Source organism: Pseudescherichia sp., assembly GCF_031987975.1.
In the GTDB taxonomy this organism is placed as follows: Bacteria; Pseudomonadota; Gammaproteobacteria; order Enterobacterales; family Enterobacteriaceae; genus Pseudescherichia.
Genome location: NZ_DALZYX010000004.1, coordinates 399,923 through 417,500, shown reverse-complemented (window position 1 = coordinate 417,500; position 17,578 = coordinate 399,923). Strand labels below are relative to the sequence as shown.

At 56.8% G+C, this 17,578-nt stretch carries 15 protein-coding genes; 8 read left to right on the top strand and 7 right to left on the bottom strand.

All coding sequences use genetic code 11. The features are described 5' to 3' along the window. The first annotated feature begins 384 nt into the window (after positions 1 to 384). Complete coding sequence (locus RTN40_RS09725) at positions 385 to 1,089, top strand: FadR/GntR family transcriptional regulator (protein WP_312228262.1); 705 nt, start codon at positions 385 to 387, stop codon at positions 1,087 to 1,089. A gap of 11 nt (positions 1,090 to 1,100) precedes the next feature. Continuing rightward, positions 1,101 to 2,498, top strand: a complete 1,398-nt coding sequence (gene mdtD, locus RTN40_RS09720) for a multidrug transporter subunit MdtD (protein WP_312228261.1) — start codon at positions 1,101 to 1,103, stop codon at positions 2,496 to 2,498. Here mdtD and rbsR read toward each other — a convergent pair. The 7 genes from rbsR to kup all read right to left on the bottom strand — a co-directional run bounded on the left by rbsR (position 2,495) and on the right by kup (position 10,342). After that, positions 2,495 to 3,487: a ribose operon transcriptional repressor RbsR gene (rbsR, locus tag RTN40_RS09715; RefSeq protein WP_312228260.1), complete on the bottom strand. Its 993-nt coding sequence runs from the start codon at positions 3,485 to 3,487 to the stop codon at positions 2,495 to 2,497. The two genes, mdtD and rbsR, sit on opposite strands and share 4 nt — an antisense overlap. Positions 3,488 to 3,490: 3 nt before the next feature. Further along, a complete protein-coding gene (rbsK, locus tag RTN40_RS09710; RefSeq protein ID WP_312228259.1) occupies positions 3,491 to 4,420 on the bottom strand; it encodes a ribokinase in 930 nt (309 codons plus the stop codon). Positions 4,421 to 4,477: 57 nt separating this feature from the next. Beyond that, a complete protein-coding gene (gene rbsB / locus RTN40_RS09705; protein ID WP_312211623.1) occupies positions 4,478 to 5,368 on the bottom strand; it encodes a ribose ABC transporter substrate-binding protein RbsB in 891 nt (296 codons plus the stop codon). A gap of 26 nt (positions 5,369 to 5,394) precedes the next feature. Continuing rightward, entirely contained in the window at positions 5,395 to 6,360 is a 966-nt protein-coding gene (rbsC, locus tag RTN40_RS09700) for a ribose ABC transporter permease (RefSeq protein ID WP_103820602.1), read from the bottom strand. Next, complete coding sequence (gene rbsA, locus RTN40_RS09695; protein ID WP_312228258.1) at positions 6,357 to 7,871, bottom strand: ribose ABC transporter ATP-binding protein RbsA; 1,515 nt, start codon at positions 7,869 to 7,871, stop codon at positions 6,357 to 6,359. The genes rbsC and rbsA overlap by 4 nt, the downstream gene beginning before the upstream one ends. 7 nt (positions 7,872 to 7,878) lie before the next feature. Then, positions 7,879 to 8,298: a D-ribose pyranase gene (rbsD, locus tag RTN40_RS09690; protein WP_312228257.1), complete on the bottom strand. Its 420-nt coding sequence runs from the start codon at positions 8,296 to 8,298 to the stop codon at positions 7,879 to 7,881. Positions 8,299 to 8,473: 175 nt separating this feature from the next. Beyond that, entirely contained in the window at positions 8,474 to 10,342 is a 1,869-nt protein-coding gene (gene kup, locus RTN40_RS09685) for a low affinity potassium transporter Kup (protein WP_312228256.1), read from the bottom strand. 217 nt (positions 10,343 to 10,559) lie between these two features. Between kup and ravA the strand changes: the two genes are divergently transcribed. The 6 genes from ravA (at position 10,560) to rsmG (ending at position 17,490) form a co-directional block, all read left to right on the top strand. Continuing rightward, complete coding sequence (gene ravA, locus RTN40_RS09680) at positions 10,560 to 12,053, top strand: ATPase RavA (RefSeq protein WP_312228255.1); 1,494 nt, start codon at positions 10,560 to 10,562, stop codon at positions 12,051 to 12,053. Further along, on the top strand, positions 12,050 to 13,501 hold the full coding sequence (gene viaA, locus RTN40_RS09675) for an ATPase RavA stimulator ViaA (RefSeq protein WP_312228254.1): 1,452 nt from the start codon (positions 12,050 to 12,052) through the stop codon (positions 13,499 to 13,501). Before ravA ends, viaA begins: the two co-directional genes overlap by 4 nt. A 36-nt stretch (positions 13,502 to 13,537) precedes the next feature. After that, positions 13,538 to 13,996, top strand: coding sequence for a transcriptional regulator AsnC (gene asnC, locus RTN40_RS09670; RefSeq protein ID WP_042393528.1), 459 nt, complete (start codon positions 13,538 to 13,540; stop codon positions 13,994 to 13,996). Between the two features lie 90 nt (positions 13,997 to 14,086). Then, a complete protein-coding gene (gene mioC / locus RTN40_RS09665) occupies positions 14,087 to 14,536 on the top strand; it encodes an FMN-binding protein MioC (RefSeq protein WP_144818256.1) in 450 nt (149 codons plus the stop codon). 373 nt (positions 14,537 to 14,909) lie between these two features. Further along, positions 14,910 to 16,799, top strand: coding sequence for a tRNA uridine-5-carboxymethylaminomethyl(34) synthesis enzyme MnmG (gene mnmG, locus RTN40_RS09660; protein WP_312228253.1), 1,890 nt, complete (start codon positions 14,910 to 14,912; stop codon positions 16,797 to 16,799). A gap of 67 nt (positions 16,800 to 16,866) precedes the next feature. Then, positions 16,867 to 17,490 carry a 16S rRNA (guanine(527)-N(7))-methyltransferase RsmG gene (gene rsmG, locus RTN40_RS09655; RefSeq protein ID WP_312228252.1) on the top strand — a complete coding sequence of 208 codons (624 nt, stop codon included), beginning with the start codon at positions 16,867 to 16,869 and terminating at the stop codon, positions 17,488 to 17,490. The last annotated feature ends 88 nt before the right edge of the window (positions 17,491 to 17,578 follow it).

Here is a 17,578-nt window from a genome sequence, read left to right as displayed (position 1 = left end):
TGTCTTCGAGTGCCCACACAGATTGTCTGATAAATTGTTAAAGAGCAGTGCAACGTGGCTTTCAGCTCACCGTTGCGAGGTGGCGTATATTACGCTTTCCTCATTCAGAGTCAAGCGTTTATTTTCGCTTTTCTCTGCCGAAGTGCCCGGAGGCGCCTCGCTGACCGGCCGGCTTATTCGCCGTTGTTCCGTGTCAGTGGTGGCGCATTATAGGGAGTTATTCGGAGCTGACAAGTCTTAAATTCAAAAAAGTTTTCAAGCGCGCTATTTTTCATCAAGACGTACTAAAAACCATCACTATTGGCTGCATTTGCTGAATTTAGCGCCGATAACCTGTGTCAGGTGGCATACTGAAAGTAATAAATAGAAGAAGGAATACGATATATGCCGTTAAGCGCACAGCATTTAGCCGCTCAGAAAAACCTTTCTTATGTACTGGCAGAGAAGCTGGCCCAGCGGATCTTAACCGGGGAGTATGCTCCAGGCTCAATTTTGCCTCCTGAGATGGAATTGGGCGATGAGTTTGGCGTAAGCCGAACGGCGGTCAGGGAAGCGGTAAAAACGCTCACGGCGAAAGGGATGGTGCTGCCACGTCCGCGTATTGGTACGCGCGTAATGCCTAAGGGGAGCTGGAACTTCCTCGATCAAGAGCTGCTCTCCTGGTGGATGACCGACAATAACTTTCATGAAGTGATAAGCCACTTCCTCGTCTTGCGTAGTACGCTGGAACCTCAGGCTTGCATGCTGGCGGCCCAGCGGGGTAGCGCAGAGCAGAAAGCGCACCTGAATACGCTGATGGAAGAGATGGTACAGTTAAAGAAACATTTTCATCGCGAACGCTGGTTAGATGTGGATACCGCCTGGCATGAACATATCTATGCCATGAGCAGCAATCCCTTCCTGTCGTCGTTTGCCATGCTTTTTCACTCGGTTTATCACACCTACTTCAACTCTATTACCCATAATGAAGTGGTTAAACTTGAAAATCATCAGGCTATTGTGGATGCCATTCAGGATAGCGATGGCGAACGCGCCTTTAACGCATGTCAGGCGTTACTTAATACGCCACATCCGCAGGAAGCTAAATAACAGGACGCAGTATGACAAAGAAGAAAGCGCGCAGCATGGCGGGTTTGCCATGGATTGCGGCGATGGCCTTTTTTATGCAGGCGCTGGACGCCACTATTCTCAATACCGCGTTACCGGCCATAGCGCAAAGCCTTAACCGCTCACCGCTGGCGATGCAGTCAGCGATTATCAGCTACACCCTGACCGTTGCCATGCTGATCCCGGTCAGCGGCTGGCTGGCAGACCGTTTCGGCACGCGGCGCATCTTTATGCTGGCGGTTTCGCTGTTTACTTTAGGTTCGCTGGCCTGCGCGCTATCAAATTCGCTAGGGATGCTGGTTGTCTTTCGCGTCGTGCAGGGGATAGGCGGCGCAATGATGATGCCGGTCGCTCGCCTCGCGCTGCTGCGAGCCTATCCGCGCAGTGAACTGCTTCCGGTACTCAACTTTGTCACTATGCCAGGCCTGGTAGGGCCGATTCTTGGCCCGGTACTCGGCGGCGTATTGGTCACCTGGGCCAGCTGGCACTGGATATTCCTGATCAACATTCCTATCGGCATTGCCGGACTGTTCTACGCGCGTAAATATATGCCTGACTTTACGACGCCACGCCGCCGTTTCGACATGGGCGGTTTTCTCCTGTTCGGCGTAAGCCTTGTGCTCTTCTCCATTGGTATTGAGCTGTTTGGTGAAAAACTGGTGGCCAGCTGGCTGGCACTCACCATTATCTTCAGCAGCGTGGTGCTGTTCTATGCCTACATCCGTCACGCTCGCCGTCATCCCTCGCCGCTGATTGCCCTACCGATCTTCAGGACACGCACCTTTTCGGTTGGCATTGCGGGCAACATCGCCTCGCGCCTCGGTACCGGCTGCGTTCCTTTTCTCATGCCGCTGATGCTTCAGGTCGGCTTCGGCTATACGGCACTTATTGCGGGCTGCATGATTGCACCCACCGCGATAGGGTCGATTCTGGCGAAATCTACCGTTACTCAGGTACTGCGCTGGTTCGGCTACCGTAAAACGCTGTTTGGCATTACGGTGATTATTGGCGTGATGATTGCGCAGTTTGCGCTTCAGTCGCCGTCGATGGAGATATGGCTGCTGATCCTGCCGCTCTTTATATTAGGGATGGCGATGTCCACGCAGTTCACGGCCATGAACACTATTACGCTGGCCGACCTGACCGATGAGAACGCCAGCAGCGGCAACAGCGTCCTGGCCGTCACCCAGCAGCTATCGATCAGCCTTGGGGTAGCCGTCAGTGCGGCGGTGCTGCGGTTTTATGAAGGGTTTGAGAGCGCCAATACCATTGAGCAGTTCCACTACACCTTTGTTACCATGGGCGTTATTACCTTGATCTCAGCCTCCGTCTTCCTGTTGCTCAAACCGAAAGATGGGCGGAATCTGATTAAGGAGCGGCACAAGGCTTAAGCGGAGCCGCGCGTCATCAGCACCGGCGTCAGCTGTAGCCGCTGCTGAGAAAGCGTCGGATCGGCAATGCGGTGGGTCAGGACATCGATCGCCAGCTCACCCAGTTCATCCTTCGGCTGATGGATGGTGGTGAGCGGCGGCGTCATGTAGCGCGCCAGTTCAATATCGTCGTAGCCGATGATGGCCATATCGTCCGGAACCTTAAGCCCCGCCTGATACAACGCCTGATAAGCGCCAACGGCCATCGCATCGTTACCGATAAATACCGCCTGAGGCCGATCCTGCTGCGCCAGCAGGGCCTGCATAGCCGCAACGCCGCTGCCAAATTCAAAGTCACCGATAATCTCGTCGCCTTCGCGCACCGGCAGGCCCGCTCGGGCCATCGCCGCCCGGTAACCCTCCAGACGCAGCCGCGCAGGGGTTTTATCCAGCGGCCCGGTAATGCAGGCGATACGGGTAAAGCCTTTATCGATCAGATACTGGGTCGCCATATCGCCGCCCAGCAGCGAGTTGTCCTGAATGATATCGATATCGCCCTCGAAGGGTGCCCAGTCCATCATGACGGTAGGAATAGAAGGGTAGCGTTGGATAATTTCCCGCGAAAGCTGATGCGTCTCGGTACAGAGCACCAGCAGCCCATCGACGCGCTTCTGCATCAGCGTCTCCAGGTTACGGTTCATTCGCTCTTCATCACCTTCGGTATTGCAGAGCACCAGGCTATAACCACGTTCGAAACAGCTGCGTTCTACGCCGCGTACCAGTTCAGAGAAGAAGGGGTTGGAGCTGGCGGTGATCAGCATCCCGATGGTGCGCGTCTGCTTGAGCTTGAGGCTGCGCGCCAGCGCCGAAGGAGCGTAGTTGAGGCTTTTGATTGCCTCCTCCACCTTTTCCCGAATCGCATCGCTGACAAAGCGATCGTTATTAATGACGTGCGAAACCGTCGAGGTGGAAACGCCCGCCAGGCGGGCAACGTCCTTCATGGTGGCCACGCGTTACCCCTGCTGACTCAGGAAATCGTTAATCTCATTACGCCATGGCACAGAGGGCTGCGCGCCTTTACGCGTGACGGCAATCGCCGCCGCCGCATGGGCAAACACAATCGCCTCATTAAGCGGCTTATCCTCCAGCAGCGCGGTCACCAGTGCGCCGTTAAAGGTATCACCCGCCGCGATAGTATCAATGGCGTTGACCTTAAAGCCCGGTACACGCTGACCTTTACCGTTGACGCTGGCCCATACGCCGCGGCTGCCAAGGGTGATAATCACCGTACCGATGCCTTTATCATGCAGCGCGAGCGCCGCCCGCTCTGCATCGCTGTCGCTCTCGACGCGAATGCCCGTCAGCTTTTCCGCTTCGGTTTCATTCGGGGTGATAATGTCCACCAGCGCCAGCAGCTTGTCAGATAATACACGCGCCGGTGCCGGGTTGAGTACGACAGTGGTATGATTTTCATAGGCAATTTTCGCGGCGGCCAACACGCTCTCGACCGGCGACTCCAGCTGCATCAGCAGCGCGTCCGCGTTGGCAATCAGCTCTCGTTGGGCAGCAACCCGCTCAGGCGAGAGTGCGGCGTTAGCACCCGCATGAATACCGATCACATTCTCCCCTTCTTCGTTGACAAAGATCAGCGCGACGCCAGTCGACTCCCCGTCAACTACGCTCACTGGCGCAACGTCGATGTTATCGCTGACCAGCTGGGCGCGGATCCGCTCCCCGGTATCGTCGCTGCCGGTACAGGCGATAAAGGCAATCTGCGCTCCGCTGCGCCCGGCGGCCACCGCCTGGTTGGCACCTTTACCGCCAAAGGCGACCTGATAATGGGTACCGGTTACGGTTTCACCCGGCGTTGGGAAAGCGTCAAGGTTGAGAATGTGATCGGCATTAATGCTGCCAAGGACAACGAGCTTACCTGCTGTTTTCATGGTGGGTTCATCCTGTAAGGTACGCCACCCTCTGGTGGCGTAAGCCTTAAAACGTGATTACTGTTTAATAACCAGCTTCAGGTCAACCGGGTATTTGGCCTGAACCTTTTCGCCTTTCAGTACTTTATCAGCAGTTTCAACACCTTTCGCGCCGATCTGCTCCGGCAGCTGGGCGATGGTCGCCGCCAGCTTGCCGTCGTTTACCGCTTTCTCACCGTCCGGAGTGCCGTCGAAGCCCACCACCATCACGTCGGATTTACCCGCCGTCTGCAGCGCGCGCAACGCACCCAGCGCCATCTCATCGTTCTGGGCAAAGACTGCCTGCACGTCAGGATGCGCGGTTAGCAGGTTCTGCATCACGTTCAGACCTTTGGTGCGGTCGAAATCCGCCGGCTGGCTGGCCAGTACGTTGAACTTATGTGCTGCCACGGCCTGCTGGAAGCCCTCGCCGCGTTCGCGAGCGGCAGAGGTACCGGCGATGCCCTGCAGTTCAATGACCTTCGCGCTTTCACCGGTTTTCTTCGCGATGTAATCACCGGCAATTTTGCCGCCCAGCACGTTATCAGAGGCGATATGGCTCACGACCTCACCTTTGGCCGCCACGCGGTCCAGGGTGATCACCGGAATTTTTGCCTGGTTCGCCATCTTCACGGCATTACCCACCGCATCGGAGTCGGTCGGGTTGATTAGCAGGATTTTAGTGCCGCGTACGGTCAGGTCCTGCACGTTGGCCAGCTCTTTTGCCGGGTTGTTCTGGGAATCCAGCACCACCAGGTTATAGCCCAGCTTGTCGGCCTCTTTCTGTGCGCCATCCTTCAGCGAAACAAAAAACGGGTTGTTCAGGGTTGAGATCACCAGCGCAATGGTATCTTTCGCCATCGCGTTCGCGCTCACGGTTGCACTCAGTGCGACAGCAGAGACCAGAGTAGCCAGTTTTTTCATGTTCATAATCAGATGTCCTGTAATGTCATTTATTACTGCTTTTTGTTGTCTACCAGCACCGCCAGCAAAATCACCACTGCCTTAACGATCATCTGGTAATAGGAGGAAACACCCAGCAAGTTCAGTCCGTTGTTAAGGAAACCAAGGATCAGCGCACCGATCAGCGTGCCCACAATGCGGCCTTTACCACCCGCGAGGCTGGTCCCGCCTAAGACGACCGCAGCGATGGCATCCAGCTCATAGCCGGTACCGGCCGTGGGTTGTGCAGAGGAGAGGCGCGCCACTTCAATGATGCCCGCCAGCGAAGCCAGCAGACCACTCAGGGAATAGACGATAATTTTGACTTTATTGACGCTGATGCCGGAGAGGCGCGTGGCCGCTTCGTTACCGCCCAGGGCATAGATATAGCGGCCCAGACGGGTGTGGTGCAGCATATACCACGCGGCCAGGAAGACGATGCCCATGATCCACACCGGTGTCGGGATACCCAGCGGGCGGCCAATACCAAACCAGCCAAAGAGATCGGCGTTATCGGTAAAGCCGGTATTTACCGGACTGCCGTTGGTATAGACCATGGTCACACCGCGCAGCAGCAGCATCATCACCAGAGTGGCGATAAACGCCTGCACCCGGCCTTTCGCGACAATCACCCCGGTCATCGCCCCTACCGCAGCCCCCAGCGCCAGCGCGGCCGCAATAGCCACCAGCGCGTTAACTTCCATTCCGACAAGCGAGGCTGCCACCGCGCCGGTGAGCGCCAGCAGCGAGCCAACGGAGAGATCGATCCCCGAGGTCAGGATCACCAGCGTCATCCCCACTGCCATAATGGCATTCACCGAGGTCTGCTGCAGGATGTTGAACAGGTTATTGATGGTAAAAAAGTTAGGGCTCATCGTGGAGACAATCGCAATCAGCACCAGCAGGGCAATCAGCGATTTCTGTTCCATCAGCCACGCCTTATTAAAGTAGCGGCGGGGGATAACGGTCTGGGTACTCATATCGTTGACTCCTGGGTCTCGCGATTTAGCTTGCCGACGGCGGCGGCCATCAGCACTTCCTGGGTTGCCTGTTCACGAGTGAACTCGCCGCCCAACTCTCCTTCATGCATCACCATGATGCGATCGCTCATGCCAAGCACCTCCGGCATCTCTGATGACACCAGAATGATGCTCAGCCCATCCGCTTTAAACTGGTTGATGAGCTGATAGATCTCTTTTTTGGCACCGACGTCCACGCCGCGGGTGGGTTCGTCGAGGATTAATACCTTCGGGCGCGTCATCAGCCCGCGGGCGATAGCGATTTTTTGCTGGTTGCCGCCGGAGAGCAGGCCGATGGGCTGCTCCATAGAGGGCGTTTTGACGTTAAACAGGCGGATAAAATCGCTCACCGCCTGCTGCTCATCGCTATGCTTCAGGCTGCCGCCGCTGCGGCTAAAGTAGCGCAGCGCGGTCAAGGACATGTTCTCTTTTACTGACATGCCCAGCACTAAGCCATCGCGCTTGCGATCCTCTGAGATGTAGACGATGCCGTTGGCCAGGCCATCCTGCGGCGAGCGGGTCACCACTTCATGGCCGTCGAGGGTAACGGTGCCGCTGGTTCGCGACAGCGCGCCGTACAGCACCTTCATCAATTCGGTACGTCCGGCGCCCATCAGCCCGGCAACGCCAAGAATTTCGCCCTGCCGCAGGGAGAAGGAGACATCGTTCACCCCAGGGCCGCACAGGCTGTCGACCTTCAGACGAACCTCGCCCGGTGCTTTATCAAGGTGCGGATACTGATCTTCCAGCTTGCGCCCCACCATCATCTCAATCAGCGTATCTTCAGAGAGCGAGCTGACCTCACGCTCGGCAATAAACTGCCCGTCACGGAAGACAGTCACGTCATCGCAGATCTCAAAGATCTCTTTCATGCGGTGGGAGATGTAGACAATGCCGCGTCCCTGGGATTTCAGCTCGCGGATCACGCGGAACAGGGAGTCGGTTTCGGTATCGGTGAGGGCATCGGTCGGCTCATCCATAACGATGACCTTCGACTCAAAGCTCAGCACCTTGGCGATCTCCACCATCTGCTGATCGCCAATAGAGAGATCGCCCACCAGCCTGTCGCTCTTAAAGCGCAGGTTGAGTTTCGCCAGCAGAATGTCTGCTTCGGCATACATCTTCTTCCAGTCGATTTTGCCAAAGCGGTTAACAAATTCACGGCCTAAAAAGATGTTTTCGGCAATGGTCAACTGCGGGATCAGGTTCAGCTCCTGATGGATAATGCCGATCCCCGCCTCCTGAGAAGACTTAGGTCCGTTAAAGGTCGTCTCCTGACCCAGCCACAGCAGCGAACCGGCATCGCGGGTGTAGATACCGGTTAACACTTTCATCATGGTGGATTTGCCCGCGCCGTTCTCACCCACCAGCGCCATCACGCGGCCTGGATAGACGTTGAGCGCTGCGCCAGAGAGGGCTTTTACGCCGGGGAACGCTTTGTCGATCCCCTTAAGCTGAAGTAATGCGTCCATGATGGCCTCAGAAGGTGACGCCAGCACAGAGAATGATATTCGCATACGGGGAGCACTCCCCGCTGCGAATGACCGCCTGGCTTGTTGCGGTTTGCTGTTTAAACTCTTCGTGCGTGGTGTAGCGCACTTCGATGGTATTTCCCTGGTGTTGTTGCAGCTGCTCAATATGGTTGAGCAACGCTTCGTGGAGCTGCGGATTATGCTGTTTGATTTCCGTTGCGAGAATGGCTGCCTCAACCTGCATCTCAGTGGTGACCACCTCAAGCACCTGCATAAACGAGGGCACGCCCTGGGTTAACGCCATATCGATGCGTTGCGTGCTGTGGGGTACCGGCAGCCCGGCATCACACACCACAAGCGTATCGGTATGCCCAAGACGGGAGATAACCGATGAGATTTCAGAGTTAAGTACAGATCCTTTCTTCATTTTTTCTTGCTCCACTAGCGAAACGTTTCGCTGGTGCCAGTGTATGCCGGATGGCGTTCATTTAACCATCACCACATTAAAGAACTGTGATCGGCATCGAAACGTTTCGCTAACGGAAATTAAGATGAAGAGAGCAAGGCCGGGTAAGCAAAGCGCCACCCGGCATTTGGCAGGTTTAAATCTCGACCTGAGTACCCAGCTCGATTACCCGGTTGGGCGGGATCTCAAACTGATCCGGGGCGCGCAGGGCGTTACGTTGCAGCACCAGGAAAAGCTTGCCGCGCAGGCGCATGTACCACGGGCGCTTGCCAAGGATCAGCGACTCGTGGGACATAAAGAACGAGGTCTCCATCATGCGACAGCTCAGCCCCTCCAGCCCGCAGCGGTGGAACACCTCCTCCACGTTCGGCGTTTCGCGCCAGCCATAGCTGGCCACCACGCGCCAGAAGGTCGGAGAAAGCTGCTCAATCTGTACCCGGCGGACGTTATGCACGTAGGGTGCGTCCTCCGTGCGCAGGGTCAGGAGGATCACCCGCTCGTGCAGCACCTTGTTGTGCTTGAGGTTATGCAGCATCGCGAAGGGGATAACGTTAAGGGCGCGTGACATGTAGACCGCCGTACCCGGCACCCGCACCGGCGGGGATTTCTCCAGCGAAGCGATCATCGCCTCCAGAGAGTTACCGTGCTCATGCATGCGCCGCAGCAGGCGGAAGCGCTCGCTTTTCCACGTTGTCATGATCATGAACATTACAATCCCAAGACTCAGCGGCAGCCAGCCGCCGGAGAGCAGCTTGTCGAGGTTCGCCGAGAAGAGCGGAATATCGATGCAGAGGAACGCCACCAGAATCAGCGCCACGAGGAACTTGTTCCAGTGCCAGTTTTTACGTGCGACGGTGGTGGAGAGGATGGAGGTCAGCACCATTGTGCCGGTAACCGCGATCCCGTACGCCGCCGCCAGGTTGCTTGAACGCTCAAAGCTGACAATCACAATCACCACGGCAAAGTAGAGCAGCCAGTTCACAAAGGGAATGTAGATCTGGCCGGATTCCATCTCCGAGGTGTGGATGATGCGCATCGGTGACAGGTAGCCCAGACGCACCGCCTGCCGGGTAAGCGAAAAGACGCCGGAGATCACCGCCTGGGAGGCGATAACCGTTGCCAGGGTGGCAAGAAGCAGCATTGGGATCAGCGCCCACTCCGGGGCCAGCAGGAAGAACGGGTTCTTGATCGCCTCCGGATTTTTCAGCAGCAGCGCGCCCTGGCCGAAGTAGTTCAGCGCCAGCGACGGCAGCACCAGGCTGAACCACGCCAGGCGGATCGGCAGTTTACCGAAGTGGCCCATGTCGGCATACAGCGCCTCTACGCCGGTGATCGACAGCACCACCGCGCCCAGCGCCACAAACGACACGGTTTTATACTCGAGGAAGAAGTGCACCGCCCACATTGGGTTCAGCGCCTGCAACACTTCAGGGTTAGAGATAATCCCACGCAGGCCCAGCACCGCCAGGATGATAAACCACGCCAGCATAATGGGCGCAAACAGCTTGCCCACCAGCCCGGTACCGTGCTTCTGGATCATAAACAGCAGCGTCAGCACCACGATGGCCAGCGGGACGACCCAGCTATCCAGCGAGGGGGCAATAATCTCCAGCCCTTCAATGGCCGACATCACCGAGATTGCAGGCGTGATCACCACTTCTCCATAGAAGAAGCTGCCGCCAATCAACCCCATGATCACCAGCACCGAGGTCATGCGCGCCGAGGTGTTACGTCCCGCCAGCGACATCAGGGTCAAAATCCCCCCTTCCCCGGCGTTATCGGCGCGCATAACAAAGGTCAGATACTTAATAGAGACAACGAAAATCAGCAGCCAGAAGATGAGTGACAGAAAGCCAAACACCGCGTCACGTTCGACGCCAAAACCAAACTGACCGGACAAACATTCACGAAGAGTATAAAGCGGGCTGGTCCCGATATCACCGTAGACAACCCCAATGGCTGCGAGGGTAACCGCAGACAATGATTGCTTATTATCAGTGCTCATAGACTAATCTTTTGTATGGATGACAAGTGTGCGCTTCGTCCCTTGGCCCACAAAAGCGCACAGTATGCATGATTCTTCAATAAATCGAAGCCCTAAATGCGACCGGGTTATTCTGGCGCAAAGAAACGAAGGCATTATTCCGTCTATTACAAGCCCTTGTTGAAACGTATACTCACTTTTGTCCACCGATACAGCGGCGAAAGGATGCAGAACAATTATGGCTCACTCACATTTATTAGCAGAAAGAATTTCCCGTCTCAGCAGCGCGCTGGAAAAAGGCCTGTATGAGCGTAGCCACGCTATCCGCCTGTGCCTGCTGGCCGCGTTAAGCGGAGAGAGTGTATTTCTTCTTGGCCCGCCCGGGATCGCCAAAAGCCTTATTGCCCGCCGGCTAAAGTTTGCCTTTCAGCACGCTCGCGCCTTTGAATACCTGATGACCCGCTTTTCGACGCCGGAGGAGGTTTTCGGCCCGCTCTCTATCCAGGCGCTGAAAGACGAAGGGCGTTACGAGCGTCTGACCGCAGGCTATCTTCCGGAGGCGGAGATCGTTTTCCTCGACGAAATATGGAAAGCCGGTCCTGCTATCCTCAACACGCTGCTAACCGCCATTAACGAACGTCGGTTCCGCAACGGCGCCAGTGAGGAGAAGATCCCGATGCGCCTGCTGGTGGCAGCCTCCAATGAACTACCGGAAGCTGACAGCAGTCTGGAAGCGCTGTATGACCGTATGCTGATCCGTCTCTGGCTGGATAAGGTTCAGGAGAAGGGAAACTTCCGCGCCATGCTGGTTAGCCAGCAGGATGAGAACGACAACCCGGTTCCGGCCTCGCTACAGGTGACCGACGAGGAGTATCAGCAGTGGCAGCAGGATATAGGCCGCGTTACCCTGCCCGACGCGGTATTCGAGCTGATCTTTATGCTGCGCCAGCAGCTGGATAACCTCCCCAGCGCGCCCTACGTCTCTGATCGCCGCTGGAAAAAGGCCATTCGCCTGCTGCAGGCCAGCGCCTTTTTCTGCGGGCGCGATGCGGTATCACCCATCGATCTGATCCTGCTAAAAGATTGCCTGTGGCATGACGCCCAGAGCCGGGAGCTGCTTGCTCAGCAGGTCGACATATTGATGACCGGACACGCCTGGCAGCAGCAGGCCATGCTGGTCCAGCTGGGCGCTATTGCCCAGCGGCGTCTACAGCTCCAGCAGCAGCAGAGCGATAAGACCGCCCTCAAAGTGCAGCGCCAAAGCGGCATGTTTAGCCGCCGTCCGCACTACGAGCTGCCCCCTGATATCAGCGACGATACGCTGACTCTGCTGCTCCAGCAGCCGCTCAAGCTGCACGATATGCAGGTCATACATATTACCCTTGAGCGCGCCCCGCTTGAACAGTGGCTGATGAAAGGTGGAGAGATCCGCGGCAAGCTCAACGGGATTGGCTTTGCCCAGGTACTCAACCTGGAGGTGGACGCCACCCTGCACCTGATCGTTCGCGACGTCAGCCTGCAGGCCTCCCGGCTGGCGCTGCCCGGCACCTCTCAGGAGAACGTGCCTGAGGAGATCGCCCAGCAGCTCGAGGCGCTGGATAATACATGGCACCAGCAGCACACCCGCTTCAGCGAACAGCAGAAGTGCCTGTTTATTCACAGCGACTGGTTAGGGCGCATTGAAGCCAGCCTGCAGGACGTCGGCGCGCAGATCAAACAGGCCCGGCAATGATCACCCTCGACACGCTGAACGTGATGCTGGCGGTGGGCGAAGAGGGGCTGATTGAGGAGCTGATCGTCGCCCTGCTGGCCTCACCGCAGCTGGCGGTGTTCTTTGAAAAGTTTCCCCGGCTCAGGCGCGCGATTACCGACGACGTACCCCGCTGGCGAGAGGCGCTAAGAAGCCGGCTAAAGGAGACAGCGGTCCCGCCGGAGCTTACGGAAGAGTTTCTCTGCTACCAGCAGACCCAGCTGCTGGCGACGCCGCAGTTTATTGTTCAGCTTCCGCAGATCCTCACCCTACTGGCGAAGGTGCATTCGCCCTATGCCGAACAGGCCAGCCAGCTGATTGCCGATAACCCGACCCTTACCCCCGCGCTGCATACCCTCTTTTTACAGCGCTGGCGACTGAGCCTGGTGGTGCAGGCGACGACGCTTAACCAGCAGCTGCTGGAGGAGGAGCGCGAGCAGCTCTTAAGCGAGGTTCAGGAGCGCATGAAGCTGAGCGGCCAGCTTGAGTCGGTGCTGATCGAAAATGAAAATGCCGCCGGACGGCTGTGGGACATGAGCGCCGGGCAGCTGAAGCGCGGTGACTATCAGCTCATCGTCCGCTACGGCGACTTCCTTGCCGAGCAGCCGGAGCTGCAACAGCTAGCCGAGCAGCTTGGCCGCTCCCGGGAGGCAAAGTCGGTACCGAAAAAAGATTCGCCGATGGAGACCTTCCGCACGCTGGTACGCGAGCCGGCCTCGGTGCCGGAGCAGGTGGATGGCCTGCAGCAGAGCGATGACATTCTGCGCCTGCTGCCGCCCGAGCTGGCGACCCTGGGCATTACCGAGCTGGAGTATGAGTTTTACCGTCGGCTGGTGGAGAAGCAGCTTCTCACCTACCGTCTGCATGGTGAAGCCTGGCGGGAGAAGATCACTCAGCGCCCGGTGGTGCACCAAAGCGTCGATGAGCAGCCGCGCGGGCCATTTATTATCTGTGTCGATACATCAGGCTCAATGGGCGGCTTTAACGAACAGTGTGCGAAGGCGTTCTGCCTGGCGCTAATGCGCGTGGCGCTGGCGGATAACCGCCGCTGCTATATCATGCTCTTTTCCAGCGAGGTGGTACGCTATGAGCTGTCGGGATCGCAGGGGTTAGAGGAGGCGATCCGCTTTTTAAGCCAGCGTTTTCGCGGCGGTACCGATCTCGCCAGCTGCTTTCGCGCCGTGATCGAGCGGATGCAGGGCGGCGAGTGGGCGGATGCCGATGCCGTGGTGATCTCAGACTTTATCGCCCAGCGCCTGCCCGACGAGGTCGTCAATCAGATCAAAACGTTACAGCAGGTACATCAGCACCGTTTTCATGCGGTGGCGATGTCGGCTCACGGCAAGCCGGGGATCATGCGTATTTTCGATCATATCTGGCGCTTTGATACCGGTATGCGTAGCCGCCTGCTGCGCCGCTGGAAGCGTTAATCTCAACTCAATAACTGAAAAGAACGGCTGAAATTTATGGAAAGTTACCAGATCGACAACCTCGACCGGGGCATTCTGGAGGCGCTGATGGCCAATGCCCGCACGGCCTATGCCGAACTGGCGAAGCAGTTTGGCGTTAGCCCTGGGACCATCCACGTCCGGGTAGAGAAGATGAAGCAGGCGGGCATTATCACCGGCGCACGCATTGACGTCAGCCCGAAACAGCTCGGCTACGACGTCTGCTGCTTTATCGGCATTATTCTGAAGAGCGCTAAGGACTACCCCTCGGCGCTGGCGAAGCTTGAGAGTCTGGAAGAGGTCACCGAAGCCTACTACACCACTGGCCACTACAGCATCTTTATTAAGGTGATGTGCCGCTCGATCGACGCCCTGCAACAGGTACTTATCAACAAGATCCAAACAATCGATGAGATCCAGTCCACCGAGACGTTGATCTCCTTGCAGAACCCGATCATGCGCACCATCCGCCCCTAAGCGGGCAAAACAATCACCACATTTTCCACAGGTAGATCCCAGCTCATTCACAGCGTACAATACCGCTCTTATTCATCGGAGCGGATCATCATGGCAGACATTACTCTCATCAGTGGAAGTACGCTGGGCGGCGCAGAATACGTTGCAGAACATCTGGCTGAGAAGCTGGAAGATGCAGGCTTCTCTACCAGCACGCTGCATGGCCCTCTGCTTGAGGATCTCCCCACCGATGGCGTATGGCTGCTGATCTCCTCTACCCATGGCGCAGGGGATCTGCCTGACAACATCCTGCCTTTATATGAAGAGCTACAGGAGCAGCAGCCGGATCTCTCCCAGGTTCGCTTTGGCGCAGTGGGTCTCGGTAGCCGTGAGTACGATACCTTCTGCGGCGCTATCGAGAAGTTGGAAGAGGTATTGAAAGGCTGCCAGGCAAAACAGATCGGTGAAACGCTGAGGATCAATGTTCTCGAACATGAAATTCCGGAGGATCCGGCCGAGATTTGGCTGGGATCGTGGATCAATTTACTGAAAGAAGTGTAAAGATCGTGCGATCGTCTGTGGGTAACTCTGGTTAAAACCGTTGATCAACCGGTAGTTATCCACGGTATAAGGTTTGTTTAAAGTTTCACCTGTGCATAACCCGCCTTTTTGATCCCAGCTTATACGGTGTGGGATCACCGATCTTTCACAGCAAACGATCCTCAATAACACGTTGATCTTAGTAGGAGGATCCAGCTTATCCACAGGCCAGGGCGATCCTAATAAGAGATCATAATAGAACAGATCTTAAATAAAAAAGATCTTCTTTTTAATAGTCAGGATCCCGGCTCTTTCTCGACGGGCTAAAGTTGAGTAGAATCCACCGCCCAGGCACCCATCCACTTTCTAACCGCTCTACGCGAGGCAAATCACCATGTTTTATCAGGATCCTTTTGACGTCATCATCATTGGCGGGGGTCATGCAGGTACCGAGGCTGCAATGGCCGCTGCACGTATGGGTCAGCAGACCCTCCTTCTGACACACAATATCGACACGCTGGGGCAGATGTCCTGCAACCCGGCGATCGGTGGTATTGGGAAAGGACACCTGGTAAAAGAAGTGGACGCGCTGGGCGGGCTGATGGGCACCGCAATCGACCAGGCAGGCATTCAGTTTAGGATACTAAACGCGAGCAAAGGCCCTGCCGTACGGGCGACTCGCGCTCAGGCGGATCGCGTGCTCTATCGCCAGGCGGTACGCACCGCGCTGGAGAACCAGCCGAACCTGATGATCTTCCAGCAGGCGGTCGAAGATCTGATCGTCGAAAACGATCGTGTGGTCGGTGCGGTGACCCAGATGGGTCTCAAATTCCGTGCGAAGTCGGTAGTGCTTACGGTCGGGACCTTCCTCGACGGTAAAATCCATATCGGGCTGGATAACTACAGCGGTGGTCGGGCGGGCGATCCGCCGTCTATTTCGCTCTCGCGCCGCCTGCGTGAGCTGCCGCTGCGCGTAAACCGCCTGAAGACCGGCACGCCGCCGCGTATTGACGCCCGTACTATCGACTTCAGCGTTCTGGCCCAGCAGCATGGTGATAACCCGCTTCCGGTCTTCTCGTTCATGGGTAGCGTTGACCAACATCCGCGCCAGGTGCCGTGCTACATCACCTACACCAATGAGAAAACCCATGACGTGATCCGCAATAACCTCGATCGCAGCCCGATGTACGCCGGGGTGATCGAAGGGATCGGGCCACGCTACTGCCCGTCGATCGAAGACAAGGTGATGCGCTTTGCCGATCGTAACCAGCACCAGATCTTCCTTGAGCCGGAAGGGCTGACCTCAAACGAAATCTATCCGAACGGCATCTCCACCAGCCTGCCGTTCGACGTACAGATGCAGATTGTCCGTTCCATGCAGGGGATGGAGAACGCGAAGATTGTCCGTCCGGGCTATGCCATCGAGTATGACTTCTTCGATCCGCGCGACCTGAAGCCGACGCTCGAGAGCAAGTTTATCGAGGGTCTGTTCTTTGCCGGGCAGATCAACGGCACCACCGGCTACGAAGAGGCCGCTGCGCAGGGGCTGCTGGCTGGCCTCAACGCTGCCCGCTTCTCTGCCGAGAAAGAGGGCTGGGCACCGCGCCGCGATCAGGCCTACCTGGGCGTGCTGGTGGATGACCTCTGCACCCTGGGTACCAAAGAGCCGTACCGGATGTTTACCTCTCGCGCGGAATATCGTCTGATGCTGCGTGAAGATAACGCCGACCTGCGTCTGACTGCCGCAGGCCGCGAGCTGGGTCTTGTCGACGATCTGCGCTGGGTGCGCTTCAACGAGAAGCTGGAGCGTATTGAGCGCGAGCGTCAGCGCCTGAAGGACATCTGGGTGCACCCGCACTCTGAGCAGGTTGACGAAGTGAACGCCATCCTCAGCGCGCCGCTGTCTCGCGAAGCCAACGGTGAAGATCTCCTGCGTCGTCCGGAGATGACCTACAGCGAGATGGTGAACCTTTCACCGTTTGCGCCTGGCCTTGAAGATCCGCAGGCAGCTGAGCAGGTGGAGATCCAGGTTAAATACGAAGGTTACATCGCCCGCCAGCAGGACGAGATCGAAAAGCAGCTGCGTAACGAAAGCGCTATCCTGCCAGCAACCCTCGACTACCGTCAGGTGAGCGGCCTCTCTAACGAGGTGATCGCTAAGCTGAACGATCACAAGCCGTCGTCCATTGGTCAGGCGTCGCGCATCTCTGGCATTACCCCTGCGGCCATCTCCATTCTGCTGGTCTGGCTGAAAAAACAGGGTATGCTGCGCCGCAGCGCCTAATCTATCAGGGCTAACGCCCGGTGGCGCTGCGCTGACCGGGCAATTCAATTTTAGACAGGTAACTACCGTGCTCAACAAACTCTCTCGTCTGCTCAATGACGCAGGCATTTCGCTCACCGATCACCAGAAACAGCAGCTGGTGGCCTATGTCGATATGCTCCACAAATGGAACAAAGCGTACAATCTTACCTCGGTACGCGATCCGAACGAGATGCTGATTCGCCACATTCTGGACAGCGTGGTGGTGGCGCCTCACCTGACGGGAACGCGCTTTATCGACGTAGGAACAGGCCCTGGGCTGCCGGGCGTGCCGCTGGCTATCGTTCTGCCTCAGGCGCACTTTACGCTGCTGGACAGCCTCGGCAAGCGTATTCGCTTCCTGCGCCAGGTGCAGCATGAGCTGAAGATTGACAATATCGCGCCGGTACAGAGCCGCGTAGAGGAGTTCCCGGCCGAGCCGCCGTTTGATGGCGTTATCAGTCGCGCCTTTGCCTCGCTCAATGATATGGTCAGCTGGTGTCATCACCTGCCGGCAGGGGAGGGGCGTTTCTATGCCCTGAAGGGCCAGCTGCCTGACGAAGAGATTGCTCAACTGCCAGACGGGTTTAGCGTGGAGTCGGTCGTAAAACTCCGCGTTCCGCAGCTCGAAGGAGAACGACATTTGGTGATCGTTAAGGCAAACTCACTTTAATTTTTATCAAAAAATGGCAATTTTCCGCTGTAGAGAATCTGTTAAAAAAAGCTAAACAAAGCAGCGGAAGATTTTTCAGCATTTAACC

Excerpts from the sequence above, each read along its gene's own strand:
- ravA (WP_312228255.1), top strand. The coding sequence starts at position 10,560 with ATGGCTCACTCACATTTATTAGCAGAAAGAATTTCCCGTCTCAGCAGC.
- rbsB (WP_312211623.1), bottom strand. The coding sequence starts at position 5,368 with ATGAACATGAAAAAACTGGCTACTCTGGTCTCTGCTGTCGCACTGAGT.
- kup (WP_312228256.1), bottom strand. The coding sequence starts at position 10,342 with ATGAGCACTGATAATAAGCAATCATTGTCTGCGGTTACCCTCGCAGCC.
- RTN40_RS09725 (WP_312228262.1), top strand. The coding sequence starts at position 385 with ATGCCGTTAAGCGCACAGCATTTAGCCGCTCAGAAAAACCTTTCTTAT.
- rbsC (WP_103820602.1), bottom strand. The coding sequence starts at position 6,360 with ATGAGTACCCAGACCGTTATCCCCCGCCGCTACTTTAATAAGGCGTGG.
- viaA (WP_312228254.1), top strand. The coding sequence starts at position 12,050 with ATGATCACCCTCGACACGCTGAACGTGATGCTGGCGGTGGGCGAAGAG.
- rbsK (WP_312228259.1), bottom strand. The coding sequence starts at position 4,420 with ATGAAAACAGCAGGTAAGCTCGTTGTCCTTGGCAGCATTAATGCCGAT.
- mioC (WP_144818256.1), top strand. The coding sequence starts at position 14,087 with ATGGCAGACATTACTCTCATCAGTGGAAGTACGCTGGGCGGCGCAGAA.
- mnmG (WP_312228253.1), top strand. The coding sequence starts at position 14,910 with ATGTTTTATCAGGATCCTTTTGACGTCATCATCATTGGCGGGGGTCAT.
- mdtD (WP_312228261.1), top strand. The coding sequence starts at position 1,101 with ATGACAAAGAAGAAAGCGCGCAGCATGGCGGGTTTGCCATGGATTGCG.
- rbsA (WP_312228258.1), bottom strand. The coding sequence starts at position 7,871 with ATGGACGCATTACTTCAGCTTAAGGGGATCGACAAAGCGTTCCCCGGC.
- rbsD (WP_312228257.1), bottom strand. The coding sequence starts at position 8,298 with ATGAAGAAAGGATCTGTACTTAACTCTGAAATCTCATCGGTTATCTCC.
- asnC (WP_042393528.1), top strand. The coding sequence starts at position 13,538 with ATGGAAAGTTACCAGATCGACAACCTCGACCGGGGCATTCTGGAGGCG.